The organism is Paracoccus lutimaris, from assembly GCF_003337565.1.
Lineage (GTDB): Bacteria > Pseudomonadota > Alphaproteobacteria > Rhodobacterales > Rhodobacteraceae > Paracoccus > Paracoccus lutimaris.
On record NZ_QPJL01000002.1, the window covers coordinates 21,013 to 47,513 of the forward strand.

General features: G+C 67.1%; 28 protein-coding genes and 1 tRNA gene. 16 read left to right on the forward strand and 13 right to left on the reverse strand.

Features of this window, described 5'->3' with window-relative positions:
• Positions 1 to 52: 52 nt before the first annotated feature.
• The 6 genes from DFP89_RS02595 to DFP89_RS02620 all read right to left on the reverse strand — a co-directional run bounded on the left by DFP89_RS02595 (position 53) and on the right by DFP89_RS02620 (position 4,663).
• A tRNA-Trp gene (locus DFP89_RS02595) sits at positions 53 to 128 on the reverse strand.
• 63 nt (positions 129 to 191) lie between these two features.
• Positions 192 to 2,033, reverse strand: coding sequence for an ABC transporter ATP-binding protein (locus DFP89_RS02600; RefSeq protein ID WP_114347835.1), 1,842 nt, complete (start codon positions 2,031 to 2,033; stop codon positions 192 to 194).
• 97 nt (positions 2,034 to 2,130) lie between these two features.
• On the reverse strand, positions 2,131 to 2,544 hold the full coding sequence (locus DFP89_RS02605) for a GFA family protein (protein ID WP_114347836.1): 414 nt from the start codon (positions 2,542 to 2,544) through the stop codon (positions 2,131 to 2,133).
• Complete coding sequence (locus DFP89_RS02610; RefSeq protein WP_114347837.1) at positions 2,541 to 2,936, reverse strand: VOC family protein; 396 nt, start codon at positions 2,934 to 2,936, stop codon at positions 2,541 to 2,543. The genes DFP89_RS02605 and DFP89_RS02610 overlap by 4 nt, the downstream gene beginning before the upstream one ends.
• A 76-nt stretch (positions 2,937 to 3,012) precedes the next feature.
• The gene (locus DFP89_RS02615) at positions 3,013 to 3,249 is read right to left on the reverse strand and encodes an Lrp/AsnC ligand binding domain-containing protein (RefSeq protein ID WP_114347838.1); all 237 of its coding nucleotides are present in this window, start codon (positions 3,247 to 3,249) and stop codon (positions 3,013 to 3,015) included.
• Between the two features lie 37 nt (positions 3,250 to 3,286).
• Entirely contained in the window at positions 3,287 to 4,663 is a 1,377-nt protein-coding gene (locus tag DFP89_RS02620; RefSeq protein ID WP_114347839.1) for an MATE family efflux transporter, read from the reverse strand.
• A 112-nt stretch (positions 4,664 to 4,775) separates the two neighbouring features.
• Between DFP89_RS02620 and DFP89_RS02625 the strand changes: the two genes are divergently transcribed.
• The 3 genes from DFP89_RS02625 to truA all read left to right on the forward strand — a co-directional run bounded on the left by DFP89_RS02625 (position 4,776) and on the right by truA (position 8,142).
• Positions 4,776 to 6,179, forward strand: a complete 1,404-nt coding sequence (locus tag DFP89_RS02625; protein WP_114347840.1) for a cryptochrome/photolyase family protein — start codon at positions 4,776 to 4,778, stop codon at positions 6,177 to 6,179.
• A gap of 192 nt (positions 6,180 to 6,371) precedes the next feature.
• Complete coding sequence (locus DFP89_RS02630; RefSeq protein WP_114347841.1) at positions 6,372 to 7,349, forward strand: 5-bromo-4-chloroindolyl phosphate hydrolysis family protein; 978 nt, start codon at positions 6,372 to 6,374, stop codon at positions 7,347 to 7,349.
• A gap of 13 nt (positions 7,350 to 7,362) precedes the next feature.
• On the forward strand, positions 7,363 to 8,142 hold the full coding sequence (truA, locus tag DFP89_RS02635; protein WP_114347842.1) for a tRNA pseudouridine(38-40) synthase TruA: 780 nt from the start codon (positions 7,363 to 7,365) through the stop codon (positions 8,140 to 8,142).
• 21 nt (positions 8,143 to 8,163) lie between these two features.
• Here truA and DFP89_RS02640 read toward each other — a convergent pair whose 3' ends face one another.
• Positions 8,164 to 8,973, reverse strand: a complete 810-nt coding sequence (locus tag DFP89_RS02640; protein WP_114348072.1) for a sugar transferase — start codon at positions 8,971 to 8,973, stop codon at positions 8,164 to 8,166.
• Positions 8,974 to 9,129: 156 nt separating this feature from the next.
• Between DFP89_RS02640 and DFP89_RS02645 the strand changes: the two genes are divergently transcribed.
• The 9 genes from DFP89_RS02645 to DFP89_RS02685 all read left to right on the forward strand — a co-directional run bounded on the left by DFP89_RS02645 (position 9,130) and on the right by DFP89_RS02685 (position 16,842).
• Complete coding sequence (locus tag DFP89_RS02645; RefSeq protein WP_114347843.1) at positions 9,130 to 9,585, forward strand: universal stress protein; 456 nt, start codon at positions 9,130 to 9,132, stop codon at positions 9,583 to 9,585.
• 140 nt (positions 9,586 to 9,725) lie between these two features.
• Positions 9,726 to 10,280, forward strand: coding sequence for a NifU family protein (locus tag DFP89_RS02650; RefSeq protein ID WP_114347844.1), 555 nt, complete (start codon positions 9,726 to 9,728; stop codon positions 10,278 to 10,280).
• Positions 10,273 to 10,872, forward strand: a complete 600-nt coding sequence (gene tsaB / locus DFP89_RS02655; protein WP_114347845.1) for a tRNA (adenosine(37)-N6)-threonylcarbamoyltransferase complex dimerization subunit type 1 TsaB — start codon at positions 10,273 to 10,275, stop codon at positions 10,870 to 10,872. Before DFP89_RS02650 ends, tsaB begins: the two co-directional genes overlap by 8 nt.
• Complete coding sequence (gene rimI, locus DFP89_RS02660; RefSeq protein WP_114347846.1) at positions 10,869 to 11,270, forward strand: ribosomal protein S18-alanine N-acetyltransferase; 402 nt, start codon at positions 10,869 to 10,871, stop codon at positions 11,268 to 11,270. The genes tsaB and rimI overlap by 4 nt, the downstream gene beginning before the upstream one ends.
• A gap of 91 nt (positions 11,271 to 11,361) precedes the next feature.
• Complete coding sequence (locus tag DFP89_RS02665) at positions 11,362 to 12,348, forward strand: BMP family lipoprotein (RefSeq protein WP_114347847.1); 987 nt, start codon at positions 11,362 to 11,364, stop codon at positions 12,346 to 12,348.
• Positions 12,349 to 12,374: 26 nt separating this feature from the next.
• The gene (locus tag DFP89_RS02670; protein WP_245948576.1) at positions 12,375 to 13,925 is read left to right on the forward strand and encodes an ABC transporter ATP-binding protein; all 1,551 of its coding nucleotides are present in this window, start codon (positions 12,375 to 12,377) and stop codon (positions 13,923 to 13,925) included.
• A gap of 67 nt (positions 13,926 to 13,992) precedes the next feature.
• Positions 13,993 to 15,090, forward strand: a complete 1,098-nt coding sequence (locus tag DFP89_RS02675; RefSeq protein ID WP_114348073.1) for an ABC transporter permease — start codon at positions 13,993 to 13,995, stop codon at positions 15,088 to 15,090.
• The gene (locus DFP89_RS02680) at positions 15,090 to 16,055 is read left to right on the forward strand and encodes an ABC transporter permease (protein WP_114347849.1); all 966 of its coding nucleotides are present in this window, start codon (positions 15,090 to 15,092) and stop codon (positions 16,053 to 16,055) included. Before DFP89_RS02675 ends, DFP89_RS02680 begins: the two co-directional genes overlap by 1 nt.
• Positions 16,039 to 16,842, forward strand: coding sequence for a purine-nucleoside phosphorylase (locus DFP89_RS02685; protein WP_114347850.1), 804 nt, complete (start codon positions 16,039 to 16,041; stop codon positions 16,840 to 16,842). The genes DFP89_RS02680 and DFP89_RS02685 overlap by 17 nt, the downstream gene beginning before the upstream one ends.
• On the opposite strand, the gene mnmH is transcribed toward DFP89_RS02685, so the two are convergent.
• Both mnmH and DFP89_RS02695 read right to left on the reverse strand, forming a co-directional pair.
• Positions 16,839 to 17,879, reverse strand: a complete 1,041-nt coding sequence (mnmH, locus tag DFP89_RS02690; protein WP_114347851.1) for a tRNA 2-selenouridine(34) synthase MnmH — start codon at positions 17,877 to 17,879, stop codon at positions 16,839 to 16,841. The genes DFP89_RS02685 and mnmH overlap by 4 nt on opposite strands.
• Complete coding sequence (locus DFP89_RS02695; RefSeq protein WP_114347852.1) at positions 17,880 to 18,464, reverse strand: L,D-transpeptidase; 585 nt, start codon at positions 18,462 to 18,464, stop codon at positions 17,880 to 17,882. It abuts the gene before it with no gap.
• Between the two features lie 412 nt (positions 18,465 to 18,876).
• Between DFP89_RS02695 and DFP89_RS02700 the strand changes: the two genes are divergently transcribed.
• Together DFP89_RS02700 and DFP89_RS02705 are read left to right on the forward strand one after the other, a co-directional pair.
• On the forward strand, positions 18,877 to 21,312 hold the full coding sequence (locus DFP89_RS02700; protein ID WP_114347853.1) for a heavy metal translocating P-type ATPase: 2,436 nt from the start codon (positions 18,877 to 18,879) through the stop codon (positions 21,310 to 21,312).
• On the forward strand, positions 21,309 to 21,944 hold the full coding sequence (locus tag DFP89_RS02705; protein ID WP_114347854.1) for an arylesterase: 636 nt from the start codon (positions 21,309 to 21,311) through the stop codon (positions 21,942 to 21,944). Before DFP89_RS02700 ends, DFP89_RS02705 begins: the two co-directional genes overlap by 4 nt.
• On the opposite strand, the gene DFP89_RS02710 is transcribed toward DFP89_RS02705, so the two are convergent.
• The 4 genes from DFP89_RS02710 to meaB all read right to left on the reverse strand — a co-directional run bounded on the left by DFP89_RS02710 (position 21,941) and on the right by meaB (position 24,588).
• Positions 21,941 to 22,420: a copper chaperone PCu(A)C gene (locus tag DFP89_RS02710; RefSeq protein ID WP_114347855.1), complete on the reverse strand. Its 480-nt coding sequence runs from the start codon at positions 22,418 to 22,420 to the stop codon at positions 21,941 to 21,943. The genes DFP89_RS02705 and DFP89_RS02710 overlap by 4 nt on opposite strands.
• Positions 22,421 to 22,603: 183 nt before the next feature.
• Positions 22,604 to 22,879 carry a 50S ribosomal protein L28 gene (gene rpmB, locus DFP89_RS02715; RefSeq protein ID WP_114347856.1) on the reverse strand — a complete coding sequence of 92 codons (276 nt, stop codon included), beginning with the start codon at positions 22,877 to 22,879 and terminating at the stop codon, positions 22,604 to 22,606.
• 141 nt (positions 22,880 to 23,020) lie between these two features.
• Entirely contained in the window at positions 23,021 to 23,617 is a 597-nt protein-coding gene (locus DFP89_RS02720; RefSeq protein WP_114347857.1) for a methylated-DNA--[protein]-cysteine S-methyltransferase, read from the reverse strand.
• Positions 23,614 to 24,588 carry a methylmalonyl Co-A mutase-associated GTPase MeaB gene (meaB, locus tag DFP89_RS02725; protein WP_114347858.1) on the reverse strand — a complete coding sequence of 325 codons (975 nt, stop codon included), beginning with the start codon at positions 24,586 to 24,588 and terminating at the stop codon, positions 23,614 to 23,616. Before meaB ends, DFP89_RS02720 begins: the two co-directional genes overlap by 4 nt.
• 162 nt (positions 24,589 to 24,750) lie before the next feature.
• Here meaB and DFP89_RS02730 point away from each other — a divergent pair, with 162 nt between their 5' ends.
• Both DFP89_RS02730 and serS read left to right on the forward strand, forming a co-directional pair.
• Positions 24,751 to 25,116, forward strand: coding sequence for a thioredoxin domain-containing protein (locus DFP89_RS02730; RefSeq protein ID WP_114347859.1), 366 nt, complete (start codon positions 24,751 to 24,753; stop codon positions 25,114 to 25,116).
• A gap of 65 nt (positions 25,117 to 25,181) precedes the next feature.
• The gene (gene serS / locus DFP89_RS02735) at positions 25,182 to 26,474 is read left to right on the forward strand and encodes a serine--tRNA ligase (RefSeq protein ID WP_114347860.1); all 1,293 of its coding nucleotides are present in this window, start codon (positions 25,182 to 25,184) and stop codon (positions 26,472 to 26,474) included.
• Positions 26,475 to 26,501: the final 27 nt, after the last annotated feature.

Consider the following 26,501-nt stretch of genomic DNA (forward strand, 5'->3'; position numbering starts at 1 on the left):
TTCTGGAAAACGGGTGCGGGACCGCTGATGAGGGTTCCCGATCAAAGGCGACTGGCAGGGGTTGGGGGACTCGAACCCACGACCCTCGGTTTTGGAGACCGATGCTCTACCAACTGAGCTAAACCCCTAAGCCGCGCGCCTGATTACGGCAGGAACGCGGCCGGTTCAAGAGGGAAGTCGCATCGCGGCGATCATTCCGCCTCGATAAAGCCGCCCGACTGCCGCGCCCACAGCCCCGCATAGATGCCGCCACGCGCCAGCAGTTCGTCATGGGTGCCCTGTTCGACGATGCGGCCCTGTTCCATCACCACCAGCCGGTCCATGCGGGCGATGGTGGAAAGCCGATGTGCAATCGCGATCACGGTCTTGCCCTGCATCAGCAGGTCCAGCTGGCTCTGGATCGCGGCCTCGACCTCGCTGTCCAGCGCACTTGTCGCCTCGTCCAAGACAAGGATCGGCGCGTCCTTCAGCAGCACCCGCGCGATGGCGATGCGCTGGCGCTGGCCGCCCGACAGCTTGACGCCGCGCTCGCCGACATGGGCCTCAAGCCCGCGCCGACCCTGCGAATCGGTCAGCCCGGCGATGAACCCCGCCTCGGCCAGTTCCGCCGCGCGCAGGATCTGCGCCTCGGAGGCATCGGGGCGGCCATAGGCAATATTGTCGCGGATCGAGCGGTGCAACAGCGAGGTGTCCTGCGTCACCACCCCGATCGCCGCGCGCAGGGATTCCTGCGTGACCTGCGAAATATCCTGCCCGTCGATCAGGATGCGCCCCGATTCCAGATCGTGAAAGCGCAGCATCAGGTTGACCAGCGTCGATTTCCCCGCGCCCGAGCGGCCAACCAGACCGATCTTTTCGCCCGGCGCGATGGTCAGGCTCAGATCGTCCAGCACGGCGCCGCGACCGGGCCGCGCCACCTCGCCATAGCGGAAAGTCACATGGTCGAAATCGACGCCCCCCAGCTGCGTTACCAGCTTTTCCGCGCCCCGGGCATCGGTGACCATGCGCGGCAGCGCCAGCGAGCCGATGCCGTCGCGCACCGTGCCGATATTCTCGAACAGCCCGGCGAATTCCCACATGATCCAATGCGACATGTTGCCCAGCCGCAAGGCCAGCGGCACCGCGACGGCGACGGCGCCGACCTCGACCTGCCCCCGGCTCCATAGCAGCAGCCCCAGCAGCGTTACCGAGAATGTCAGCAGCGAATTCAGCGTCGACAGCAGGATATTCTGCACCGAGGCAAGCCGCATCTGGCCATGCACCGTGACCAGAAACCCCTCCATGCTTTCGCGCACGTAAGCTTCCTCGCGCGAGGAATGCGAGAAGAGCTTCACCGTCGAGATATTGGTATAGCTGTCCACGACGCGGCCGGTCATCACCGCGCGGGCATCGGCCTGCGCCTCGCTGATGCGGCTGATGCGCGGAATGATCCACCACAGCAGCAGCCCATAAAGGACACCCCAGCTCAAGAACGGCAGCGCCAGCCAGCCATCGGTCGAAGCCGCGAGGATCAGCGCGCCGATGAAATAGACGCTGACATAGACCAGCACGTCCATGAACTTCATCGCCACCTCGCGCACGGCCAATGCGGTCTGCATCAGCTTGGTGGCGATCCGGCCGGCGAATTCGTCCTGAAAATAGCTCATCGACTGGCGCAGCAGATAGCGATGCGCCTGCCAGCGGATGCGCTGGGGCATGTTGCCCATCAGCGTCTGGTGCATGATCAGCGAAAACAGCACCTGCAACAGCGGCAGGCCGATGACAAGGATCGCGCCCATCAGCAGCAGGCGCCCGCCCTCATCGGCCCAGAAGCTGGCGCGGTCCGCCCCCGCCAGCCGGTCCACCAGCTGGCCCAGATAGCCAAAGAGCACCACCTCGGCCACGGCAATCAGCGCCGAGCACGCCGCCATGGCCAGCATGTAGCCCTTGGCCCCCTGCGAGAAATGCAGGATGAACCGCCACAGGCCCTGCGGGGGCATTTGCGGCGGATCGGCGGGATAGGGATCAAGCCTCTGCTCGAACCAGCGAAACATCGAGAAACCTCGGAACATCAGTGAAAGCCGGATCGCAGAAACTGGCCCTGCACCCCGCAACTGTCAAGGCGGCGTGCGGCGCCCCTTGACGCTGGTGCTATAGATAGCGCGTTTCGGGTGCCGGGTGCATCCAGTTGTCATGCGCACCGTCGGCGTAAAAAATCGGTGCCGCGACCAGATCCGCCTCGGGAATATCGTCCAGTGCGCCGACGCAGACCATGACAAAGCGCCCGCCCAGTTCAGCTACGCTGCCCTCGGTCCAGAGCCGGGTGCCGCAGCGGCCGCAGAAACGGTGATGCATGTCCATGCCGTCATCCTGGCTGCGCGGGGTCTCGGCCAGAAACTCGGCGCCCTTGATCAGGCGCAGGCCGTCGGGGTCGGGCAGGCGCATCTCCCAATAGCGCATCTTGCGGCAAAATCTGCAATTGCAGCGCATCGTGCCCTGCGACAGGTCGCCATCCGCCTCAAAGGCGACGACGCCGCAGAAACACGAGCCATGATAGGTGGTCATGTCGGTTCTCCGTGATGGACGGCCTCGATGTTATTGCCATCGGGATCCAGGATAAAGGCACCGTAATAGCTGGCGTGATAATGCGGGCGCAGGCCCGGCGCGCCATTGTCCCGCCCGCCCGCGGCCAGCGCCGCCTTGTGAAAGGCATCGACCGTCGCGTGGTCGGGCGCAGCAAAGGCGACATGGCAGGTGCCGCCGGCGGGGCCGCCGCCCGAACTGATCCAGAAGAACGGGTTCCCGTCCCGCCCATAGCCCAGATGCGCGCCATGTCCGCCGGTCATTTCCTCGGTCACCTCCATCATCAGGCTGATGCCCAAAGACGCCAGCGCCCTGTCATAAAAGGACCGCGCCGCGGCAAGATCCGAGACCGGAAAGCCAATATGATCGATCATCACCCATCTCCTTGTTATACAGAAGACAGATTGACCGCCCCCTGCTGACAGATCGCGTCAGCAGGCGGCCATGCCGCTAGAAGGCCTTGAAGGTCATCGTGGTCAGCGTGCGCGAGATGCCGGGAATGTCGAACAGGTTCTGCGACAGGTAATGGCCGACGTCCTGATCCTCGGGGATATAGACCTTGGCCATCAGGTCATATTCGCCCGAGGTCGAGTAAAGCTCGCTGACGATTTCGCGGTCATAGATGGCGTCGGCGACCTCATAGGTCTTGCCGGGCGTGCAACGGAACTGAACAAATACCGGGCGCATGGCGTGCCTCTCTCCTGACCTGAATTTCGGGCCGAGCCTAGCCCGGCTGCGCCGCGCGGGTCCAGTCCCCGCGCGCGAAGCCGCGCCAGAAGCGGCGCATCAGCAGGATCGCGGCGACCGTCAGCCCGGCGACCAGACCCAGCCACAGCCCGCCCGGCCCCATGCCAAGGCCAAAGGCAAGGCCGTAGGCGATGGGCATGCCGATCAGCCAATAGCTGACGGCGGCGATGATCATCGGCACCCGCGTGTCCTGCACGCCGCGCAAAAGGCCCAGCCCGATCACCTGCATGGCATCGGTCAGCTGGAACAGCGCCGCATAGAACATCAGCCCGGTGGCAATGCCGATCAGCACCGGCGTCTCGGGGTCGCTTGCGTCCAGATACAGCCCGACAAGCTGGCGCGGGAACAGCACGAAGATCGCCACCGCCAGCACCGCGACGGCAAAGGACACCGCCGTCACCGTGATCGCCCCGTCGCGCATCCATGGCGCATCGCCCCGCCCCTTGGCCTGACCGGCGCGGATGGTCGCCGCGTTCGACATGCCCAGATGCACCATGAAGGTGATCGAGGCCAGTTGCAGCGCGATCCCATGCGCCGCCAGCTCGCGCGTGCCGATCCAGCCCATCATCACGTTCGAGGCGACAAACAGCCCGCCCTCGGCCACCATGGTCAGCCCGATGGGCAGGCCCAGCAGAAAGACGGCCTTCAGCTCGGCCCGGTCGGCGCGCCAGAAACGCTGGAACAGCCGGTACTTCCGCGCCGAGGGCAGCCATGCCGCATAGGCGAGCAGCAGCACCAGCTGAAAGCTCTGAACCGAGACCGAGGCAATCGCCGCCCCGCGCACACCCAGTTCCGGCGCGCCCAGATTGCCAAAGATCAGCACCCAGTTCAGGAACACGTTCAGCGGCAGCCCGGCCAGCGTGATCCACAGAACGACCTGCGTGCGCTCCATCGCGGCCAGATAGCTGTTCAGCGTCAGCCCGCACAGCACCGGAAGCAATCCGAAACCGGCGATGCGCAGATAATCCTGCGCCAGGGCGGCCACCACGGGTTCCTGTCCGATGGCCAGCAGGATCGGTTCGGAAAACCACATCAGGGGCGTGACCAGCACGGCAAAGATGATCGACAGCCACAGCGCCATCCGGGTCGAGCGGCGAACCTCGATCTGGTCGTCGCGGGCGATGGCGGCGGCGATCAGCCCCATCACGCCGATGCCGAACCCCATGCCCAGAAAGAACAGGATGTGAAAGAACGAGGTGGCGATCACCAGCGCGGCCAGTTCCTCGACCCCGTACCAGCCGACCATGACCGTATCGGCCACGCCAATGGCCATGCGCGCCAGATGGCTGCCGACCAGCGGCAGGCCAAGCGCAAGCGTCGCGCGCAGATGGGGGGCGTAGCGGGCAAGGGTCATCGTTCCGCCATATCGCTGAGAAATGGCCGGGGCAAGCCGGGGCTGGCCTCGGCGCGGCGCTGCTGCTTTATTGCCACCAGCCCGCCCCCTATAGCGCCCCATGGAACCGCCGATGTCCCCGCCCCCCGCCATCTTCTGGCTGACCCGCGATTTTCGCTTTTCCGACAATGCCGCGCTGGCGGCGGCGGCGCGGGGGCCGGTGCTGGCGGTCTTTTTCATCGACCGATTGCTGATGGCGCAGGGCGCCGCAAGCCGCTGGCGGCTGGAACGCGGCTTGCGGGCCTTTGACGCGGAGCTGCGCCGCCGCTCGGGTCAGGGCGTCCTGATCCTGCGGGGCGAGCCGGATCAGCTTCTGCCCGGCCTTGCCGCCGCCCTAGACGCGGCCAAGGTGCATCAAAGCGACTGGCCGGCGCCGGAAATGCGGGTGCTGCAGGCGCGGGTGGACGCTGCCTTGCAGGTAGGCGGCAGGCGGCTGGTGCTGCATCCCGGGCATCTGCTGATCCATCCGCGTCTGGTCCGCACCAAGACCGGCGGCAGTTACCGCGTCTATACGCCCTTTGCCCGTACCCTGCGCGGCATCGGCCCCGACCAGCCCGGTGCCTCCGCCCCCGAGCGGATCACGCAGGCCGCCCCACCCGCCAAGGGGCTGGCGCTGGAAAACCTGAACCTCGCCCCCGACCTGCATGGAGGCCGTGCGGTGCTGGACCGCCACGCCGTACCTGCGGGCGAGGCGGCGGCGCTCGCGCGGCTGGATGCCTTTCTGGACCGCGTGACGGATTACGAAACCCGCCGCGACCGCACCGATCTTGAGGCGACCTCGGGCCTGTCCGAGCATCTGGCGCTGGGAGAGATCAGCCCCCGCAGCCTTTGGGCGCTGGCCCGGGCGCGCGGCCGCGACACCCCTGCCGCCAGCGCGGGCGTCGAAAAATTCCTGTCGGAACTGATCTGGCGCGAATTCGCCTGGCACCTGCTGATCGAATTTCCGCAGATGGCCAGTGCTCCATGGCGGCCGGAATGGCGGGATTTCCCGTGGCAGGGCGACAGCGATCAGGCCGAAGCATGGCGGCGCGCGGAAACCGGCATCCCCCTGATCGATGCGGGCCTGCGCGAAATGCGGGTGACGGGGCGCATGCACAACCGCGTGCGCATGGTCGTCGCAAGCTGGCTGACCAAGCACCTGCTGACCGACTGGCGGCTGGGGCTGGCGCATTTCCAGGACAGCCTGAGCGACTGGGACCCGGCGGCGAATGCAATGAACTGGCAATGGGTGGCGGGCTGCGGGCCGGATGCCTCGCCGTTTTTCCGCATTTTCAATCCCGAAACCCAGGCCGAGCGCCACGACCCCGCCGGGCGCTATCGCCAGTTGTGGCTGGAAACGCGCGCGGCAGATTACCGCGCCACCCTGCCCCGCAGCCAGAGGGCGTTGCCCCCCGCCCGTGTCACCCTTGAGGCCGGGCGGCAGCGGGCGCTGGATGCCTATGCCAGCTTTCGCCAGACCACCGGGGCGCAGGAATAAGCGGCATTCGCGCCATGGTGCCGGCAAATCCCCGCCCGGCCCTTTCTTTGGCCGTGGCCGCGCCCTATATCCAGACCGTCCGGCTGAAAGGAACCCCATGTCCGAACGAGCGATGCGCCGCCTGTCCTTTTTCCTGCTGATGGGGCTGACGCTTTACGCCTCGTTCGCAGGCGCGGCTTGAGGGGGCACGCCATGGCCAAGCGCTTCGGAGGCCGCTTCTCGCCGCAACAGACCCGGCTGGACGGATCGGACCCGCGTCCGCCCGCACGCCCCCATCCCGGCGAAATGCGCCACCCGCTGGAATCGCGCACCCGCTGGGTCACGATCATGGCGATCCCTTTCCTGATCAGCGCCTTCTGGCAGGACCCGACCGGGCTTGCCACGCATCTGGCCGCATTCGGCACCATCGCCGCCGGCATGTGGATGACCCGCGAGGGCCTTCAGGCCGAGGCAGCCTATGACGCCCGCCGTGTCGCCCGCCGCCCCGCCATTCCGCGCAAGCTTTTCGGCGGCATCCTGACCGGGCTTGGCCTTGCCATCGGCGCCTATGAGCCGGGGGCCGAGATCGGCGCCGGCATCATCGGCGTCGCCGGGGCGCTGCTGCACTGGCTGTCCTTCGGCACCGACCCCATGCGCGACAAGGGCATGGAGGGGGTCGACACCTTCCAGCAGGACCGCGCTCAACGCATCGTCGCCGAGGGCGAGGCGCATCTGGCCGCCATGCAGGACGCCATCCTGCGCACCGGCGACCGCCGGCTTGAGGCGCGCGTCGCCATGTTCGCCGCCACCGCCCGCGACATGTTCGCCCGGGTCGAGGAAGACCCCGGCGACATCGCCGCCGCGCGGCGCTATCTGGGCGTCTATCTGCAGGGCGCCCGCGACGCGACGGTCAAGTTCTCGGACCTTTACGCCCAGACCCACGATGCGCGCGCCCGGCAGGATTACGAAAACCTGCTCAACGATCTGGAAACCGAATTCGCCGCCCGCACCCGCAAGCTGATCGAGGGCGGCCGCACCGATCTGGATATCGAGATCGGCGTGCTGCGCGACCGCCTTGCCCGCGAAGGGCTGCGCCCCGCCGCCAAGGCCGCCGAGCCTGCGGAACTGGAACGCCCGATGACGCTGGACGACCTGCTGATCCCGCGCGAGGGCGAAAAGCAGCGCCGCTGAGACGATCCCGACCATGCCCCGCTTTGCCCTGCTGATCGAATATGACGGCGCGCCCTTTGCCGGCTGGCAGGCCCAGGCCGACCAGCCCAGCGTGCAGGGCGCCATCGAGGCCGCGCTGGCGCGGCTTGACCTCGGCTTCAAGGCCGGCGCCCGCATCGCGGCGGCCGGCCGCACCGATGCCGGCGTTCATGCCACCGGACAGGTCGCCCATGCCGATCTGACGCGCGACTGGGACCCTTTCCGGCTCTCCGAGGCGCTGAACTGGCACCTGAAACCCGCACCCGTCGCCATCCTTGCCGCCGCGCGCGTTGGCGACGATTTCCACGCCCGCTTCTCGGCGCATGAGCGGCGCTATCTGTTCCGGCTGATCGCCCGCCGCGCCCCCGTCACCCATGATCGCGGCAAGGTCTGGCAGGTGCTGAACCCGCTCAATGCGGACGCGATGCGCGCGGGCGCGGCGCATCTGATCGGGCGGCACGATTTCACCACCTTCCGCTCGACCATGTGCCAGTCGCCCAGCCCGGTAAAGACGCTGGACGAGATCACCATCGAGGAGCGCGACATCCCGCAGGGCCGCGAATACCGCTTTTCCCTGCGCGCGCGGTCGTTCCTGCACAATCAGGTGCGCTCGATCGTCGGCACGCTGGAACGCGTGGGCGCCGGATCATGGCCGCCAGAGCGCGTGGCCGAGGCCTTACAGGCGCGCGACCGTGCCGCTTGCGGGCCGGTCTGTTCGCCGCAGGGGCTATATCTGACGGGGGTGGGCTATCCGCACGATCCCTTCGCGGGCTAGGCGGGGAAACTCTCTGCGGGCCTATTCGGCAGGAACATGCGCCCGGCGCTGTTCGTCCTGAATGGTCATCGGCTGCTGGTCGCTGGGGATGCGGCGACGGCAGCGCCCCTGCCAGTTCGGGATCACCACGGTCATCAGCGTGTGCCAGATGATCCACAGGTCCACGCGCAAGCTGCAGCGGCGCTGATAAATCAGGTCAAGACGCAGCTTGGTCGGCAGGCAGCGGCGGTAATAGGCCGCCTCGGTGGCCTCGGCGGTCTGGCAATTACCCATGATCCGGTCCTCATGCGCGTGATAGATCATCGTCGCAAGACCGGTGACGCCGGGCCGGTTCTTCAGCACCTGCCCGTAAAGCGCGGGGAAGCGCTCGACATATTCGCGCAGCGGCGGGCGCGGGCCGACAAAGCTCATGTCGCCGCGCAGGATATTGAATAGCTGCGGCAATTCGTCGATGCGCGTGCGGCGCAGGAATCGCCCGATCGGGGTAATGCGCCAGTGCTTATGCGCGCCGGTGGCACCGGAATCGTCATCCTCGCGCAGCATGGTGCGGAATTTCAGCAGGTCGAACTGCTCGCCCGGGGCGCGCATGCGCGGCGCCACATAGAACAATGGCCGCCCCTGCGTCGCCAACAGGATCACGGCCACAAGCGCGATGACGAAGGACAGCGGTATCAGCAGCACCAGCGCAAAGCAGATGTCGAAAGCGCGCTTTCCAAAGGTCATCCCGACGCGGTCGACCTTGTGTTCGCTGGCCAGCCACTCCAGCCCCTTGCTTGTCAGCGAGGCCAGGTCGCGGCGATCGGCATTGTCCAAATCGTGATGAATTGTCACAATCCCGCCCTGCGCATTAACCATTGGTTCAACTTTCCTGCCGTAACACAGCACCAATAAAATGAAAACATCCGCAAGGGGAAATCTGCACGAGGGTTGCGCGAACGTGTCCTTTCGGCCAGTCTTCGCCCATGCGGCAACCATCGGTGCGATAGAATGCGGAAATTTCTGGTTGTGCTCGATGATTCTCGCGAAAGCCTGAACGCGATCCGCTATGCGGCGATGCGCGCGGCCAAGACCGGCGGCGGCGTGCAGGTGCTGTCCGTCATTCCGGCCAATTCGATCCAGCATGGCTTTGGCGTTGCCGATGTCATGCGCGCCGAAGCCTATGAGCGGATCGAGGCGCATTTCGAGGTTTTCGCCAAATGGATGCGCGACCGGCCCGGTGTCGATCCCGAACTGGTGGTGCGCGAGGGCGAGCCGGGCGCCGAGCTTATCGCCCAGATCCATGACGACCCCGAAATCGGCGTCGTCGTGCTGGCCGCCTCGCTGGAAAGCACCGGCCCCGGCCCGCTGGTCACCCGGCTTTTGCGCGAGGTCGCGACGCTGCCCTGCCCCATCACCATCGTTCCCGGCGACATCTCGCGCGAGCGGCTGGAACAGGTGACCTGACACCACAGGCCGGGACCGGGATCGCCGCCAGACAACCTTGCCGCAGCTTTGTCGCAGGTGATTGCGGGGGCTTTTGCTTGACTTGCCCCCCCTGCAATCCCCATATCCCCAGCAAAGCTTTACGGGCAGAGGAGTCCGCCATGTTCATCCAGACCGAGACCACCCCGAACCCCGCCACGCTGAAATTCCTGCCGGGCGAGACGGTTCTGACCAGCGGCACCGCCGATTTCCCCGCCCCCGAATCCGCCACTGCCAGCCCGCTGGCACGCCGCATCTTTGCCGTGCCGGGCGTGACCGGCGTGTTCCTGGGTTCGGATTTCGTCACCGTGACCAAGGCCGACGACGCGGTCTGGGATCATCTCAAGCCCTCGGTTCTGGGCGCGATCATGGAGCATTACCAGTCCGGCGCCCCGGTGATCGAGGGCGCCTCGACCAGCGGCCATAACGATCAGGACGGCCCGGACGCCGAAATCGTCAACCAGATCAAGGAACTGCTGGACACCCGCGTGCGTCCCGCCGTGGCTCAGGATGGCGGCGACATCACCTTCCACGGCTTTGACCGGGGCGTGGTCTATCTGCACATGCAGGGCGCCTGCGCCGGCTGCCCCTCGTCCACGCTGACGCTGAAAATGGGCATAGAGAACCTGCTGCGCCATTACATCCCCGAAGTGACCGAGGTCCGACCCGTTGCCTGACACGCTGTCACTTGGCTTTGACACATCGGCCGCGCATTGCGCGGCCGCTTTGCTGCAAGGCGACCGCGTCCTGATCCAGCGCCACGAGGACATGGCGCGCGGTCAGGCCGAGCGCCTGTTCCCGCTGCTGGACGACATGCTGGCCAGCGCCGGCGTCGATTGGCGCGATCTCTCGGTGATCGGCTGCGGCACGGGGCCGGGAAATTTCACCGGCATCCGCATCTCGGTCGCCGCCGCGCGCGGGCTCGCGCTGTCGCTGGGCATTCCGGCGGTAGGGGTCAGCGTGACCGAGGCCATGGCCTGCGGCCTGCCCCGCCCCTGCCGCGTGGCGATCCCGGCGCGTCCCGCCGGGCTGATCTGGCAGGATTTCGGCCCCGACCCGGAACAGGACGCCCCGCCCCGGCAGGACCTGCCCGAGGACATGCCGCCCGGCCCGGCGCTGGCCCATCCGCTGATGCCGCTGGCCGAGGGCATCGCCCGCATCGCGCAGGCGCGCCGCGCCATGCCCGACCTGCCGCGCCCGGCACCGATCTATCTGCGCCCCGCCGATGCCGCGCCCGCCCGCGACCGTGGCCCGGTCATGCTGCCATGACCCCCGAAGATCTGGCGGCGCTGCATGCGCGCTGCTTTCCCGCCCATCCCCGGCCATGGTCGGCGGCCGAGTTTTCCGACCTCCTCGGCAACCGGCTGAATTTCCTGCTGATTCGGCCGCAGGGCTTTCTGCTTGGCCGCGTGGTCGCCGACGAGGCCGAGCTTTTGACCCTTGCCGTCGCCCCCGAGGCCCGCCGCATGGGCCTTGGCCGCGCCCTGCTGACCGAATTTGCCCATACGTCAACTGAACGCGGCGCGCGCGAGGCGTTCCTCGAGGTCGCCTCGGACAATGCGCCGGCCATTGCGCTTTATGCCAGCGCAGGCTGGCAGCGGGCCGGCACAAGGCGCGATTATTACGCCCCCGGCATCGACGCCATGGTCATGCGGCGCGACCTGTAATCTGCGACAAGCCTGTTGACGGCTTCCGGCCCATGCGCCCTAATCCGGCAATCCCGGGGCTGAATCGCCCCTGTCAGATTTGAGGTTCGACATGTCCCTGATGAAATCCCTGCTGACCGGCGCCTGCCTGAGCGCGCTGCCTTTGGCCGCGCTGGCCGATCCGGCGCTGATCTTCGATCTCGGCGGCAAGTTCGACAAATCCTTCAACGAGGCCGCCTATGTCGGCGCCGAGCGCTGGAAGGCCGAAACCGGCGGCAGCTACAAGGAACTGGAAATGCAGTCCGAGGCGCAGCGCGAACAGGCGCTCCGCCGGCTGGCCGAGACCGGCGCCAACCCCATCGTCATGACCGGCTTTGCCTTTGGCGAGGTGCTGGGCCAGATCGCCGGCGACTATCCCGACACGAAATTCGTCATCATCGACATGGTCGTCGAAAAGCCGAACGTCCAGTCGATCGTCTTCTCGGAACCGCAGGGCTCGTATCTGGCGGGCGTGATGGCGGCCATGGCCTCGAAATCGGGGACGGTGGGCTTTATCGGCGGCATGGACGTGCCGCTGATCCACAAGTTCGAATGCGGCTATTCGCAGGGCGTCAAGGCGACCAAGCCCGATGCCAAGGTGCTGATCAACTATACCGGCACCACGCCCGCCGCATGGAACGACCCGGTCAAGGGCGGCGAGCTGCTGAAGGCGCAGGTCGCGCAGGGCGCCGATGTCGTCTATGCGGCGGCGGGCGGCACCGGCATCGGTGTGCTGCAGGCGGCGGCGGATGCGAACATCCTGTCGATCGGCGTGGACAGCAACCAGAACCACCTGCATCCGGGCAAGGTGCTGACCTCGATGGTCAAGGGCGTGGACAATTCCGTCTATGACGCCTTCAAGGCCGGTGCCGATGTCGAACCGGGCATCAAAGTGATGGACCTTGCCTCGGGCGGGGTCTCGGTCGCCATGGATGACAACAACAAGCCGCTGGTCACGCCCGAGATGCAGGCCGCCGTGGATGCCGCGAGCAAAGGCATCATCGACGGCACGATCAAGGTGCATGACTACATGACCGACAATACCTGCCCGGTGCAGTAATGACGGCACGCTCCGGCGCTGAAAACATGGCCCCCGCAATCGAATTGCGGGGGATTTCCAAGGCATTCGGGCCGGTTCAGGCCAACAAGGGCATCGATCTGCTGGTGCCGCGCGGCACCATCCACGGCATCATCGGCGAGAACGGCGCCGGGAAATCGACGCTGATGTCGATCCTTTACGGCTTTTACCGCCCCGATTCCGGCGAGATCCTGATCGGCGGCAAGCCCATCGCCATCACCGACAGCCTGACCGCGATCCGCGCCGGCATCGGCATGGTCTTCCAGCATTTCAAGCTGGTGCAGAATTTCACCGTTCTGGAAAACATCATCCTTGGCGCCGAGGACGGGCCGATGCTGCGCACCTCACTGGGCCGCGCGCGGGCCGAGCTGAAGCGGCTGGCCGAGGAATATGAATTGCAGGTCGATCCCGACGCCCTGATCGAGGAACTGTCGGTCGGCCATCAGCAGCGGGTCGAGATCCTCAAGGCGCTGTATCGCCAGGCCGATATCCTGATCCTGGACGAGCCCACGGGCGTCTTGACCCCGGCCGAGGCCGATCACCTGTTCCGCATCCTGCGCGGGCTGCGCGACGAAGGCAAAACCATCATCCTGATCACCCACAAGCTGCGCGAGATCATGGAGATCACCGACAATGTTTCGGTCATGCGCCGCGGCGAGATGGTCGCATCGGTCAAGACCGCCGAGACGAACCCCACTGCGCTGGCCGAGCTGATGGTCGGGCGCAAGGTGCTGTTGCGCGTGGACAAGGCCCCCGCCCGGCCCGGCGCCCCGGTGCTGGAGGTGCGCGACCTGCGCATGGTCGATGCCGACGGTGTCGAGCGGCTGCGCGGCATCGACCTTAGCATCCGCGCCGGCGAGATCGTCGGCATCGCCGGCGTGGCCGGAAACGGCCAGACACAACTGCTGGAGATATTGGGCGGCTATCCCGAACCCGGCGCAAAGCTTGCCGGCGAGATCACGCTGAAGGGCCAGCCCCTGGCCCTGAAAGGCTCGGACGCGCGGGCGCGGCGGCGCGCCGGCATCGGCCATGTCCCCGAGGACCGGCAGGTCGAGGGGCTGATCATGGATTTCACCGCCTGGGAAAACGTGGCCTTCGGCTATCACGACGCGCCCGAATTCCAGAACGGGCTGATGATGGACAATGCCGCGATCCGCGCCGACGCCGTGGGCAAGATCGAGCGTTTCGACGTGCGCCCGCCGAACCCGGATCTGGCCTCGAAGAATTTTTCCGGCGGCAACCAGCAAAAGATCGTCGTTGCGCGCGAGGTCGAGCGCAACCCCGACCTGCTGCTGATCGGCCAGCCGACGCGCGGGGTCGATATCGGCGCCATCGAATTCATCCACAAGCGCATCGTGGCGCTGCGCGATGCCGGCAAGGCGGTGCTGCTGGTCTCGGTCGAACTGGACGAGATCATGTCGCTGTCGGACCGCATCGCGGTGATGTTTGACGGCCGCATCATGGGCGAGCGGCTGCCCGAGCAGACCACGGCCGGCGATCTGGGTTGCCTGATGGCGGGGGTTGCGCCCTCGGATCAGGATGCGGAGGCTGGCGCATGAGGCGCGCTTTGGTGCCTCCGGCGGGGATATTTGAACATGAAAGAAACCCGCAGATGAGGGGATGGTGATGGAGCGTATGCCGAAATGGGCGGATGTGATCCTGACGCCGCTGATCTCGCTTGTGCTGGCCTTTGCCATCTCGGCGCTGGTGATCCTGGCGATCGGGGAAAGCCCGGTCGAAGCCTTGAAGGTCATGGTCGAGGGGGCGCTGCTGTCCAGCTATGGCTGGGGCTATACGCTGTATTACGCGACGAATTTCGTCTTTACCGGGCTTGCGGTGATGGTCGCCTATCATGCCGGGCTGTTCAATATCGGCGGCGAGGGTCAGGCGGCGATCGGCGGGCTGGGCGTCACGCTGGTGCTGCTTTACCTGCCCTGGCCGCATTGGGCGCTGGCCTTGCCTGCGGCGATGGTGGGCGCGGCGCTTTTCGGGGCGCTTTGGGCGCTGATCCCGGCCTGGCTGCAGGCGCGGCGCGGCAGCCATATCGTCATCACCACCATCATGTTCAACTTCATCGCCGCGGCGCTGCTGAACTATCTGCTGGTCAATGTGCTGCGTCCGCAGGGCAGCATGGACCCGGCCTCGGCCAGCTTTCCGCCCGCGACGCATCTGCCGAAACTGTCGGACATGGCGCTGGGGCTGGGCTTTGAATGGGGCAAGAACACCCCCGCCAACATCACCTTTTTCATCGCCATCGGCGCCTGCCTGCTGGTCTGGCTGCTGATCTGGCGCACCCGTCTGGGCTATGAGATCCGCGCCCTTGGCAAGTCCGAGCCGGCCGCCGTCTATGCCGGCATCAGCCCAACCCGCATCATCGTCATCGCCATGCTGATTTCCGGCGCACTGGCCGGGCTGATGGCGATCAACAATGTCATGGGCGAGGCCGAGCGGCTGATCTTCAACGCCGTCGAGGGCGCCGGTTTCATCGGCATCGCCGTGGCGCTGATGGGCCGCAACCACCCGTTCGGGGTATTCCTGGCCGCGCTGCTGTTCGGGTTCCTGTATCAGGGCGGGGGTGAGCTTGCGCTTTGGACCACCATCCCGCGCGAGCTGATCATCGTCATTCAGGCGCTGGTCATCCTGTTCACCGGGGCGCTGGACAATATGGTCAGGATGCCGCTGGAGCGGTTCTTCATGGCGATGCGCAAGCGCGGGGGGGCGTGATGGATTTCGCAACCATTCTGCAGATCGTCGACAGCGCCGTGCGGCTGATGACCCCCTTGCTGCTGGCCTGCCTGGCCGGGCTTTATTCCGAACGCGCCGGCATTTTCGATATCGGGCTTGAGGGCAAGATGCTGATGGCGGCCTTTACCTCGGCCTCGGTCGCCTATGCCACCGGCACTGTCTGGCTGGGGCTGCTGGCCGGGATCGGCGGCGCGCTGGCGCTGTCTCTGGTCCATGGGCTCGCCTCGATCACCTTTCGGGGCAATCAGCTTATCTCGGGGGTCGCGATCAACTTTCTGGCCGCCGGGCTGACCGTGCTGCTGGGGCAGAAGATCTTTGGCCTTGGCGGGCGCACCCCCTCGCTTGAAGGGGATGCCCGCTTTCACGCCATCACCCTGCCCTTTGCCGAGAACCTGCGCGGCGTGCCGGTGATCGGACCGATCTATGCCGAGGTGATTTCGGGGCATACGGTGCTGGTCTATCTGGCCTTTGCGCTGGTGCCCCTGACCTGGTGGGTGCTTTACCGCACGCGCTTCGGGCTGCGGCTGAGGGCGGTGGGGGAAAACCCGGCCTCGGTCGATACCGCCGGCGTCTCGGTTACCCGGATGCGCTATGCGGCGGTGGCGATCTGCGGCGTTCTTTGCGGCATTGCCGGGGCGTATCTGGCGACCGGGATTTCGGCGGGCTTTGTCAAGGACATGACCGCCGGGCGCGGCTATATCGCGCTGGCGGCGCTGATCTTCGCCAAGTGGCGGCCGTGGCCCGCGCTCTTCGCGACCTTCCTTTTCGGGTTGATGGAGGCGGTCAGCAACCGCTTTCCCGACCTTGATCTGGGCTTTGTCACCATCCCCTCGATGTTCATGAACGCGCTGCCCTATATCCTGACCGTCATCATTCTGGCCGGTTTCGTCGGCCGCGCCATTCCGCCCCGCGCCGGAGGAGAGCCCTATGTCAAAGAGCGCTGAGCTTGTCCGCCTGATCCGGGACCGCGCGGGTGCCGAGGCCCCGGAATACGGGCTGATCCTTGGTTCCGGCCTTGGCCATATCTCGGGCACGGTCGAGGGGGTCGCGATCCCCTATTCCGACCTGCCGGGCTTTCCCCATGCCGGGGTCTCTGGCCATGTGCCGCAACTGGTCATCGGCCAGCTTGAGGGACGGCGCGTCGCGGTCTTTGGCGGGCGGGCGCATTATTATGAATCGGGCAAGCCGGATGTCATGCGCCTGCCGCTTGAGGTGCTGGCCGGGCTGGGCGCGGAAAAGCTGATCCTGACCAATGCCGCGGGCTCGGTGCGCGCCGGGATGCAGCCCGGATCGCTGATGATGCTGTCGGACCACATCAACCTGTCGGGCGCGAACCCGCTGATCGGCGAGCGCACCGATGCGCGTTTCCAGCCGATGACCGACGCCCATGACGCCGGGCTGCGCGCAGCCCTTGCGGGTGCCGCCCGCGCCGAGGGGGTCGATCTGCCCGAGGGCGTCTATTGCTGGTTCTCCGGCCCCAGTTTTGAAACCCCGGCCGAGATCCGCATGACCCAAATCATCGGCGGCGATGCGGTGGGCATGTCCACGGTGCCCGAGATCATCCTTGCCCGCTTCCTTGGCCTGCGCTGCGCGGCCATTTCAGTCATCACCAATATGGGTGCCGGGCTGTCGGATGAATCGCTGAGCCATGAGCATACCAAGGCCATGGCGCCCTTGGGTGCGGCCAAGCTGGAGAAGGTGCTGCGCCGCTTTCTGCGCAGCGGATATTAACGGGCCAGCGCGGCCTCGACCTTGCTGGCGGCCGCGTCAAGATCGCTCAGATCGTCCAGAACCACAACCGGGCCGCGGCCATCGTCATGCCGCGCCCGGTGCTTTTCATAGCGCGGGTCGTAATGGTCACGCATCAGACCCGCCGACAAGCCGGCCCAGTCATGGGCATCGGTCAGGCGCAGCCAGTCCTCGATCCGCTCGGCGGGATGCAGGGGGCGCAGGCTGTCGATGATGCCGGCCACGCGCGCAGGGTCGGCGGCGGCCTCGGCATAGGTCCGGGCGGTATAGGCGGCGCGGGCCTCGACCGGGACGGTCAGACGCAGGCGCGGGGCGGCAGTGATCGCCGCCCAGATGCCGCGCGGCAGGTTCAGATCGCCGATGCGCGAGCTTTCGGCCTCAACGAGCAGCGGGCGGGTCGGGTCGATCCCCTCCAGCGCCATGGCCAGCCGGCCTTCGAACAGCTTCTGGCCGGGCTGGCCGCCGGGCATGGCGCCGAACAGGCTGCCGCGATGATTGGCCAGCCCCTCAAGGTCGATGACCTGATGGCCGCGCGCCGCCAGCCGGTGCAGGATCTCGGTCTTGGCGCTGCCGGTATTGCCGTCCAGCACGATGACCGGGGCTGCGACCGGGGCCGTGACACGCGCGACGACCAGCGCCCGCCACGCCTTGTAGCCGCCCTCGATCCGGCCGACGCGCCAGCCGATCTGTTGAAGGATGGTGGCGAAGGCGCCCGAACGCTGCCCGCCCCGCCAGCAATAGACCAATGGCCGCCAGCCGCCGCCGAACCCGGCCAGCGGCCCGGCGATATGGCGCGCGGCATTGGCGGCGACCATGGCGCCGCCCAGCTTGCGGGCATCAAAGGGGGAAACCTGCTTGTAGATCGTGCCGACCTGCGCGCGTTCCGCGTCGGACAGGACCGGCAGATTGACCGCGCCGGGCAGGCGATCCTCGGCGAATTCCGAGGGGGCGCGGGTGTCGATCAGCATGTCGAACCCGGCCAGCGCCGGATCCGACAAGGATGTCAGGCGGATGTCCAATTAATAGACATAGACCGGGGTGCCGACCGGGACCTGTTCATAGAGGTCCATCACCGCCTCGTTGCGCATGCGCAGGCAGCCATTCGAGACCGCGCGGCCGATCGAACCCGGCTCGGTGGTGCCATGGATGCGGATCGAGGTGTCATTGCCGCGCCCGTCATAAAGATAGAGCGCCCGCGCGCCCAGCGGGTTCGTCGGGCCGCCCGGCATGCCGTCGGCCCATTTCCCGTATTGTGCGGGCTTGCGCTTGATCATCGCCGGCGTCGGTTTCCAGCTCGGCCATTCGGTCTTGCGGCCGACGGTGGCGCGGCCCTTCCAGACCAGCTCGTCCTTGCCCACGGCGACGCCGTAGCGGATCGCCCGGCCCGGCGCGACGACGTGATAAAGGAAGAAGTCCTTGGAGACCACGACGATGCTGCCGACCTCGAAATCGGGACGGATGGCGACCTCGGTCGGGGCATAGGGGTCGCGGCGGGCTTCGGTCTTGGCGACGGGAGCCGGGGGCGGGTTCTTGGCCTGTGCCATCAGCAAGGTGGGCGCGGCCACCAGCGGCAGCGTGACCATCAGCATCTGTCTGCGGTTCATCTGTGCGTCCTGAAATCTTGTACCTGTAACTTCATCGCCTAGCGGCTTGGGGGCGCGGGATCAACTCAAAGCGCCGTGACGCGCTTGAAACATCGGGCGGACGTGCCTAGCTTGCATCTGAAAGGGACCATCCGCGATGAGCTGTCCGAACTGCCACCCCCAGACCGTTCCGCCGCGCCGTGCGGCGACGCGCGCCCCGCATCTGTGCCGGGGCCGGGGCGGGCGTGGCTGCCGCTGTCACATCGCCGCGCGCCCGCAACTGGCCGGGGATGCGCATCCCCTGCGCTGGCATGCCCGGCAGGATGGCGTGCCCCTAGCGCATCAGCCGGTCCTGCATTCTCCCCGAAGGCCGCAAGCCCCACCCTGCCCTGTCTGAATCGCGCCAAACCGCCATTCTGACAGGACGAAACCGATGAAACATCAAGAGATTGCGCCGGGCCGGGAAGCTGAGCTGACCGTCACCGGCATGAGCTGCGCCTCATGCGTGGGCCGCGTCGAAAAGGCGCTGGCCACCGTTCCGGGGCTGCGCGACCCGCAGGTGAACCTTGCCACCGGCCGTGCCCATTTTCACGCCTCGGCGCCCGAGGTCCTGCCCGCCGCCGTCGCCGCGCTGGAAAAGGCGGGCTATCCGGCCCAACCGCAGGAAACCCGCCTGATGGTCGAGGGGATGACCTGCGCCTCATGCGTGGGCCGGGTCGAAAAGGCGCTGGCGGCCCTGCCCGGCGTCACCGGCGCGCAGGTGAACCTTGCCACCGGCACCGCCCATATCCACCATTCTGCCGCCGTGACCGCCGAGGCGCTGGCCCAGACCGTGACCGCCAAGGGCTATCCCGCGCAGATCCAGCACGACAGCGCACCGCATATGCATGACCATGGCAGCGATGCGGCGCGGCTGAAACGCAACTTCCTGATCGCGCTGGCGCTGACCCTGCCGGTCTTTGTCGCGGAAATGGGCGGTCATGCCTTGCCCGCACTGCACCACTGGCTGCATGGCACGTTGGGCCGCCAGACACTGTGGGTCCTTGAATTCATCCTGACCACCGCCGTTCTGGCCGGACCGGGCCGGATCTTTTTCCGCGTCGGCATCCCTGCCCTGATCCGCCGCGCCCCCGAAATGAACAGCCTTGTGGCACTGGGGGCCGGGGCCGCCTGGGCCTATTCCACCGTTGCAACCTTTGCCCCCGGCCTGCTGCCGGCGGATTCGGTCCATGTCTATTACGAGGCCGCCGCCGTCATCGTCACCCTGATCCTGCTGGGCCGCTGGCTTGAGGCCCGCGCCAAGGGTCAGGCGGGCGACGCCATCCGCCGGCTGATCGAACTGGCCCCCAAGACCGCCCGGGTCGAGCGCGGCGGCCAGATCCTCGATACCCCGGTCGAGGCGCTGCGCCCCGGCGATATCGTGCATCTGGCCCCGGGCGAGCGGGTCGCCGTGGACGGCATCCTGACCGAGGGCGCTGGCGCCATCGACGAATCCATGCTGACCGGCGAGCCGGTGCCCGCCCCCAAATCTCCGGGCGATCCGGTCACCGGCGGCACCGTGAATGGCAGCGCGGCGCTGGCCTATCGCGTAACCGCCACCGGCGCGGACACGGTCCTGGCGCGCATCATCCGGCTGGTTGAGGACGCACAGGCCACGAAGCTGCCGGTGCAGGCACTGGTCGACCGCATCACCGCCGTTTTCGTGCCGGTGGTGATCGGGCTGGCCTTGCTGACCTTTGCGCTGTGGATCGTTTTCACTGGTGCCGTGGGTCAGGCCATGGTCGCGGCGATTGCCGTCCTGATCATCGCCTGCCCCTGCGCGATGGGGCTGGCGGTGCCGGTCTCGATCATGGTGGGGACAGGGCGCGGCGCGGAACTGGGCGTGCTGTTTCGCCGGGGCGACGCGCTGCAACGGCTGGCCGAGGCGCGCATCGTCGGCTTTGACAAGACCGGCACCCTGACCAAAGGCGCCCCCGCCCTGACCGAAATGGCAACCGACGGGATCGACCGCAGCGCGGCCCTGCAACTGGCCGCCAGCGCCGAGGCCCGTTCAGAACATCCCCTTGCCGCCGCGATCACCGCCGCCGCCCGCGATCAGGGGCTGGAGCTGCTGCCCGTTCGCACCGTGCAGGCCGCAATCGGACGCGGGCTAAGCGCCGAGGTCGCCGGCCACACCCTGCTGATCGGCAATGCGACCGCACTGACCGAGGCGGGCATCGCGCCCGCGCCCGGTCTGATCGCCCAAGCGGAAAGCTGGGCGCGGAACGGCGCGACCCCGGTGCATCTGGCCGTGGACGGCCGCCACGTCGCTGCCATGGCCTTGGCCGATCCGATCCGCCCCGAGGCCGCGCAGGCCGTGACCGAGCTGCACGAACTGGGGCTGCAAACCGCGATGATCTCGGGCGATGTGCAGCCCACGGCCGAGGCGGTCGGGCGACAGCTGGGCATCGACCGGGTGCTGGCGGGCGTCCTGCCCGAGGGTAAGCTTGCCGCCATTCGCGACATGGGCGCGGGCACGGTCTTTGTGGGCGACGGCATCAATGACGCGCCGGCGCTGGCGGCGGCGGAAACCGGCATTGCCATCGGCACCGGCACTGATGTCGCCATCGAATCGGCCGAGGTGGTACTGGTCGGGGGCGATCCGCAGGGCGTGCCGCGCGCCATCCGATTGTCGCATGCAGTCATGCGCAATATCCGGCAGAACCTGTTCTGGGCCTTTGCCTATAATACCGCGCTGATTCCCGTGGCCATGGGGGCGCTGGTGCCGTTCGGCGGGCCGCAGCTTTCGCCCATGCTGGGGGCGGGGGCGATGGCGCTGTCCTCGGTCTTTGTGGTCAGTAATGCGTTACGATTGAGGCGTGCCGGATGAACCTGAAAGCCCTTGCCCTGACCTTCCTGATGGCCGCGACGCCCGCATGGGCCGAGCCGCTGCGCATCCTGGCCTTTGGCGACAGCCTGACCGAGGGTTATGGCCTGCCGCCCAGGGACGGGCTGGTGCCGCAATTGCAGAACTGGCTGACGGCGCGGGGCCATGACGTTCTGGTGCTGAATGGCGGGCTTTCGGGCGATACCACCGCCGGCGGGCGGGTACGGATCGGCTACTCCATCGCCCGCAACCGTCCCGATGCGGTCATCGTCGAGCTGGGCGGAAATGACCTGCTGATGGGCTTTTCGCCCGCCATGGTCGAGGACAACCTGCAATCAATCCTGACCCAGGCCGGACAGGGCGACAAGCCGCTGCTGCTGGTGGGCATCGCCTCGCCCCGGATCAGCCCCGAGCTGCAACGGGACTGGGCCGCGATCTGGCCGCGCCTTGCCGAGCGCCATGACACGCTGCTGATGGAGAACCTGTATCAGCCGCTGATCGCGCGCCCGGACGAACTGCCCGAACTGCTGCAACAGGACGGGCTGCATGCCTCGGCCAAGGGGGTGGCGCTGATCGTCGAAAGCCTTGGCCCCAAGGTCGAGGCCCTGATCGCCGAGGCCAGCACCGCGCCCTAATGCGTCATCGTGCCATGGCCGGCATGATCGCCGTCATCCGCGCCCGCCGCACCGGGCTTGCGCTGGTTATCGACCGGCAGCGCGATATGGATCAGCCCGCAATCGCCGAAATCCAGCACGAGGGGAACCGTTTCGCCATCCTTCAGCGGCGCCTTCAGCCCCATCAGCATGACATGGTCGCCGCCCCGCGCCAGTTCGTGGCTGCTGCCGGGGCCGATCTCGATGGGGCCGGTCGCGACCATCTTCATGACGCCGCGCTCGTCCCGGCTGGTATGCAGCTCGGCCTTGTCGGCGGCGTCCGAGGTGGCGCCCATCAGCGTGCAGGCGGTGGTGCCCGCATTCTCGATCACCATGAAGGCGGCGCCGGATTTCGGATTGGCGCCACGGGCATAGCCGTCATGGACGCTGACCGTGCCCTCAGCGGCGGCGGCAAGGGGCATCAGGGCAATGGCAAGGGCGGGGATGAAAGACTTCATGGGACCTCCGGCACGATTCGCCATCAAGGCTAGCGCGGGCGGGCGGCACATGCACCCCGGTTTCGGGGCGCGCATTGTCACATGCACGTGGCGCGGAAACGCAAAAAGCCCCGCCGGATTGGCAGGGCGTCTTGCATCTGCTGGCAGGCCTCGAATCGACTGGCCCGCCAAAGCAGAAGCAGATCAGGCTTTCGCCAGCTCGCGCTTGATCTTCAGGGCGCGGTCCGACAGCTCGACGTCTTTCGCCTTGGCGAGGAAGGCGTCAAGGCCACCACGATGGTCGACCGAGCGCAGCGCCGCAGCCGAGATGCGCAGCTGGTAGCTGCGGCCCAGTTTCTCCGAGATCAGCGAAACCTCGTTCAGGTTCGGCAGAAAACGGCGACGGGTCTTGTTGTTGGCGTGAGAGACGTTGTTGCCGCTCATCGGGCCTTTGCCGGTCAGTTCGCAAACGCGCGACATGATCTTGTTCCTTCGATTCGATCCAGCGGGCCGGGCCCGCAATATGAAAGGGCGCCGCGTGGCAGCGCCCGGAAATCTGTTGCGCGGGATAAGACGTGGATGCGGGAAGGTCAAGCCTTTTTGGCCCGCATGACCGCCCCGTCACGCCGGACGCCCGGCAAAGGCTGTGCGTTCGTGGCGGATCAGCGCCTCTTTGCGCCAAAGGCCGCCGCCATAGCCGGTCAAGGACCCGTCCGCGCCCAGAACCCGGTGGCAGGGAATCACCAGCGCGATCTGGTTCGCGCCATTGGCCCCGGCCACGGCGCGGGTGGCGTCAAACCGGTCCAGACGGCGGGCGAGGTCCGAATAGCTGATCTGCGCCCCGGCGGGAAGGCGCATGAGTTCGTGCCAGACCTGTTTCTGGAAAGCCGTGCCATGCAGCGCCAAGGGCAGGTCGAAATCGGCGGTTTTTCCCGCGAAATAGGCGGATAGCTGCGCCTCGACCCGGTCGGTCAGGGCGTTGTGGCCCAGCCCGATGCGGCCCTTGGCGGATTTCGACAGGCGGCGCAGTTCCCTGGGCAAGGCGCGGCGCTCGATGAACTCGAGCAGGTGCAGGCGATGCGGGTCGGTGACGCAGACCATCTCGCCCAGGGGTGTTGCAATCCATGCGGCGGCCAATTCTGCCTGCCCGGTCAGCGGGTGCGGTGGATGGCCCAGCCATGCGCCCAATTGTGTCTGCCGGTCGGGCGTCTGGGTCATTCCGGCTGTCCCGCGCCCAGCCAGTCCAGCATCTGCCGGGCGGCCGAATCGGGATCGACCGCGCCCCGGGCAACCGAATCGCCCGTTTCGCGCAGGCGGGCGCGGACCCCGGGCGCATCCAGCCGGGCAAGCAGCCCGGCGCGCAGTTCGGACAGGAACCATTGCCGCGCCTGTTCGGCCCGGCGGGCGTCGAAATGCCCGGTTTCGCGCCGCCAACCGGTCAGTTCCTGCATGGCGTCCCAGGATCGGGCCAGCCCCTCGCCTGTCACTGCCGAAACCGGTAGCGCGCGGGGAAAGCCCTCGGGGTCATGGGGGCGCTTGCGCAAAAGCCGCAGCGCGCCGGCATAATCGGCGACCGTGCGCAGGGCGGTATCGCGCAGGGTCCCGTCCGCCTTGTTCACCAGAATGATGTCGGCAATTTCCATAATGCCGCGCTTGACGCCTTGCAATTCGTCGCCGCCCGCCGGGGCAAGAAGCAGGATGAACAGGTCCGACATATCGGCAACCAGCGTCTCGGACTGGCCGACGCCCACGGTTTCGATCAGCACCACGTCAAAGCCCGCCGCCTCGCAAAGCCGGACGGTTTCGCGGGTGCGCCGCGCGACCCCGCCCAGTTCCGCGCGCGAGGGCGAGGGGCGGATGAAGGCCATGGGGTCGCGGGCCAGGGTCTCCATCCGGGTCTTGTCGCCCAGGATCGAGCCGCCCGAGCGCGCCGAGCTGGGATCGACGGCGAGGACCACGACTTTCAGCCCCTGCGCGGTCAGCATCTTGCCAAAGGTCTCGATAAATGTGGACTTGCCGACGCCGGGCGTGCCGGACAGGCCGATGCGCAGGGCCTGACGGCGGGGCAGTTCCGCCAGCAGCGCCATGGCGCGGGCGCGATGATCGGGGCGGGTGCTTTCGATCAGCGTGATGGCGCGGGACAACGCGCGGCGATTGCCCTGCGTCAGCGGCCCCGTCAGATCGTCCATATCAGCTCGTCCATGTGGTCCCTTTGGGTGGCGAGGTGGTCGGCGGGGGCTGACTGCCCCCGCACCCCCGTGGATATTTGGACATGGAAGACATGTAAACGCCGGGCAGTTGCGGCGCATGGCCGCGCGGCTTAGGTCTGGGGCAGAGTTTTTGGGGGTGTGATGCGGCGAAGGCTGGTTCTGGGCGGGATGGTGGCGCTGGCGGGGATGCGCCCCGCGCTGGCGGCGCCCCGGCTGCGGCTGATGATGGTGCGCCGGCCCGGTTGCGTCTTTTGCGCGCAATGGGATCGCGAGATCGGGCCGGTCTATGCCTCGCGTCCCGAGGGACGGATGGCGCCCTTGTTCATGGTCGATGTCGAGGGGCCTTATCCGGATGGGCTGGCGCTGGACCGGCGACCCTGGCTGACGCCCAGCTTCATCCTGTTGCGGGACGGGCAGGAGGTTGCACGATTCGAGGGCTATCCGGGGGCGGCGAAGTTCTTTGAGGTGTTGCGCATCATGCTGGACGAGGCGCGACGTTCCGCCTGAGGCTTTCGCCCGCCGCAGGCTTGCGGTATCTGGGCCGCACCAGTCATTTCAGGAACGGGTCAGCCATGCACGACATCCGCGCCATCCGCGAAAACCCTGCCGCTTTCGATGCGGGCCTTGCGCTTCGCAACCTGCCTCCGGCCTCGGGGGAAATCCTGTCGCTGGATGCCGACCGCCGTTCCCGTATCGCCAGCGCCGAGGCCGCGCAGGCCGAGCAGAACAAGGCCAGCAAGGAAGCCGGCGCCGCCAAGGGCCGTGGCGACGAGGCTGAATTCGAGCGGCTGCGCGCGCTGGTCAGTGCCAAGAAGGAAGAGACCCAGCAGATGCAGGCCGAGGCCGCTGCGCTGGACGCCCAGCTGCGCGATCTGCTGCTGGGCATTCCGAACCTGCCCTTGCCAAGCGTGCCGCCGGGCAAGGACGAGGATGACAATGTCGAGATCCGCCGCTGGGGCGAGCCGCGCGCGCTGGACTTCACCCCGCGGGAGCATTTTGAGATCGCAGGCGTTAAGCCCGGCATGGATTTCGAGACCGCCGCGAAACTTTCGGGGGCGCGTTTCGTCGTCCTGAAAGGCGCCGTGGCCCGCATCCAGCGGGCGCTGGCGCAATTCATGCTGGACCTGCATATCGCCGAACATGGGCTGACCGAGACCTGGACCCCGGTTCTGGTGCTCTCCGAGATGATGGAGGGCACCGGGCAATTGCCGAAATTCGGCGAGGACAGCTATCAGACCCGCGAAGGCTGGTGGCTGATCCCGACCTCGGAAGTGACGCTGACCAATACCGTGAACGGCGATCTGGTCGAGCAGGCCACCCTGCCCCGCCGCATGGTCGCCCATAGCCAGTGCTTCCGGTCCGAGGCTGGCAGCGCCGGGCGCGACACTGCCGGGATGCTGCGCCAGCACCAGTTCGAAAAGGTCGAGATGGTCTCGATCACCGATGCCGCGAGCGGCGAGGCCGAGCATGACCGCATGACCCGCTGCGCCGAAACCGTGCTGGAGCGGCTGGGCCTGCCTTACCGCACCATCGTTCTGTGTGGCGGCGACATGGGCTTTGGCGCTCGCATCACCCATGATCTGGAAGTCTGGCTGCCCGGTCAGGGCAAGTATCGCGAGATTTCCTCGGTCAGCTATTGCGGCGATTTTCAGGCCCGGCGGATGAATGCCCGCTATCGGCCCGAAGCCGGCGGCAAGCCCGATTTCGTCCATACGCTGAACGGCTCGGGTCTGGCGGTAGGGCGTACGCTGATCGCTGTCCTGGAAAACGGCCAGCAGGCGGACGGCTCGGTCACGCTGCCCGAGGCGCTGCACCCCTATCTGGGCGGCAAGACCCGGCTGGGCGCGGATGGGCAACTGGCCTAACCCCAGCCAGCGGAAAGAAATATTGCC

Coding starts and splice junctions, on each gene's coding strand:
- DFP89_RS02705 (WP_114347854.1), top strand. CDS start 21,309: ATGAACCTGAAAGCCCTTGCCCTGACCTTCCTGATGGCCGCGACGCCC.
- truA (WP_114347842.1), top strand. CDS start 7,363: ATGCCCCGCTTTGCCCTGCTGATCGAATATGACGGCGCGCCCTTTGCC.
- serS (WP_114347860.1), top strand. CDS start 25,182: ATGCACGACATCCGCGCCATCCGCGAAAACCCTGCCGCTTTCGATGCG.
- meaB (WP_114347858.1), bottom strand. CDS start 24,588: ATGGACGATCTGACGGGGCCGCTGACGCAGGGCAATCGCCGCGCGTTG.
- DFP89_RS02615 (WP_114347838.1), bottom strand. CDS start 3,249: ATGCGCCCGGTATTTGTTCAGTTCCGTTGCACGCCCGGCAAGACCTAT.
- DFP89_RS02730 (WP_114347859.1), top strand. CDS start 24,751: ATGCGGCGAAGGCTGGTTCTGGGCGGGATGGTGGCGCTGGCGGGGATG.
- DFP89_RS02650 (WP_114347844.1), top strand. CDS start 9,726: ATGTTCATCCAGACCGAGACCACCCCGAACCCCGCCACGCTGAAATTC.
- DFP89_RS02645 (WP_114347843.1), top strand. CDS start 9,130: ATGCGGAAATTTCTGGTTGTGCTCGATGATTCTCGCGAAAGCCTGAAC.
- DFP89_RS02625 (WP_114347840.1), top strand. CDS start 4,776: ATGTCCCCGCCCCCCGCCATCTTCTGGCTGACCCGCGATTTTCGCTTT.
- DFP89_RS02605 (WP_114347836.1), bottom strand. CDS start 2,544: ATGACCACCTATCATGGCTCGTGTTTCTGCGGCGTCGTCGCCTTTGAG.
- DFP89_RS02630 (WP_114347841.1), top strand. CDS start 6,372: ATGGCCAAGCGCTTCGGAGGCCGCTTCTCGCCGCAACAGACCCGGCTG.
- DFP89_RS02710 (WP_114347855.1), bottom strand. CDS start 22,420: ATGAAGTCTTTCATCCCCGCCCTTGCCATTGCCCTGATGCCCCTTGCC.
- DFP89_RS02600 (WP_114347835.1), bottom strand. CDS start 2,033: ATGTTTCGCTGGTTCGAGCAGAGGCTTGATCCCTATCCCGCCGATCCG.
- DFP89_RS02720 (WP_114347857.1), bottom strand. CDS start 23,617: ATGACCCAGACGCCCGACCGGCAGACACAATTGGGCGCATGGCTGGGC.
- DFP89_RS02695 (WP_114347852.1), bottom strand. CDS start 18,464: ATGAACCGCAGACAGATGCTGATGGTCACGCTGCCGCTGGTGGCCGCG.
- DFP89_RS02675 (WP_114348073.1), top strand. CDS start 13,993: ATGGAGCGTATGCCGAAATGGGCGGATGTGATCCTGACGCCGCTGATC.
- DFP89_RS02670 (WP_245948576.1), top strand. CDS start 12,375: ATGGCCCCCGCAATCGAATTGCGGGGGATTTCCAAGGCATTCGGGCCG.
- DFP89_RS02620 (WP_114347839.1), bottom strand. CDS start 4,663: ATGACCCTTGCCCGCTACGCCCCCCATCTGCGCGCGACGCTTGCGCTT.
- DFP89_RS02700 (WP_114347853.1), top strand. CDS start 18,877: ATGAAACATCAAGAGATTGCGCCGGGCCGGGAAGCTGAGCTGACCGTC.
- DFP89_RS02610 (WP_114347837.1), bottom strand. CDS start 2,936: ATGATCGATCATATTGGCTTTCCGGTCTCGGATCTTGCCGCGGCGCGG.
- DFP89_RS02665 (WP_114347847.1), top strand. CDS start 11,362: ATGTCCCTGATGAAATCCCTGCTGACCGGCGCCTGCCTGAGCGCGCTG.
- rpmB (WP_114347856.1), bottom strand. CDS start 22,879: ATGTCGCGCGTTTGCGAACTGACCGGCAAAGGCCCGATGAGCGGCAAC.
- DFP89_RS02680 (WP_114347849.1), top strand. CDS start 15,090: ATGGATTTCGCAACCATTCTGCAGATCGTCGACAGCGCCGTGCGGCTG.
- DFP89_RS02685 (WP_114347850.1), top strand. CDS start 16,039: ATGTCAAAGAGCGCTGAGCTTGTCCGCCTGATCCGGGACCGCGCGGGT.
- rimI (WP_114347846.1), top strand. CDS start 10,869: ATGACCCCCGAAGATCTGGCGGCGCTGCATGCGCGCTGCTTTCCCGCC.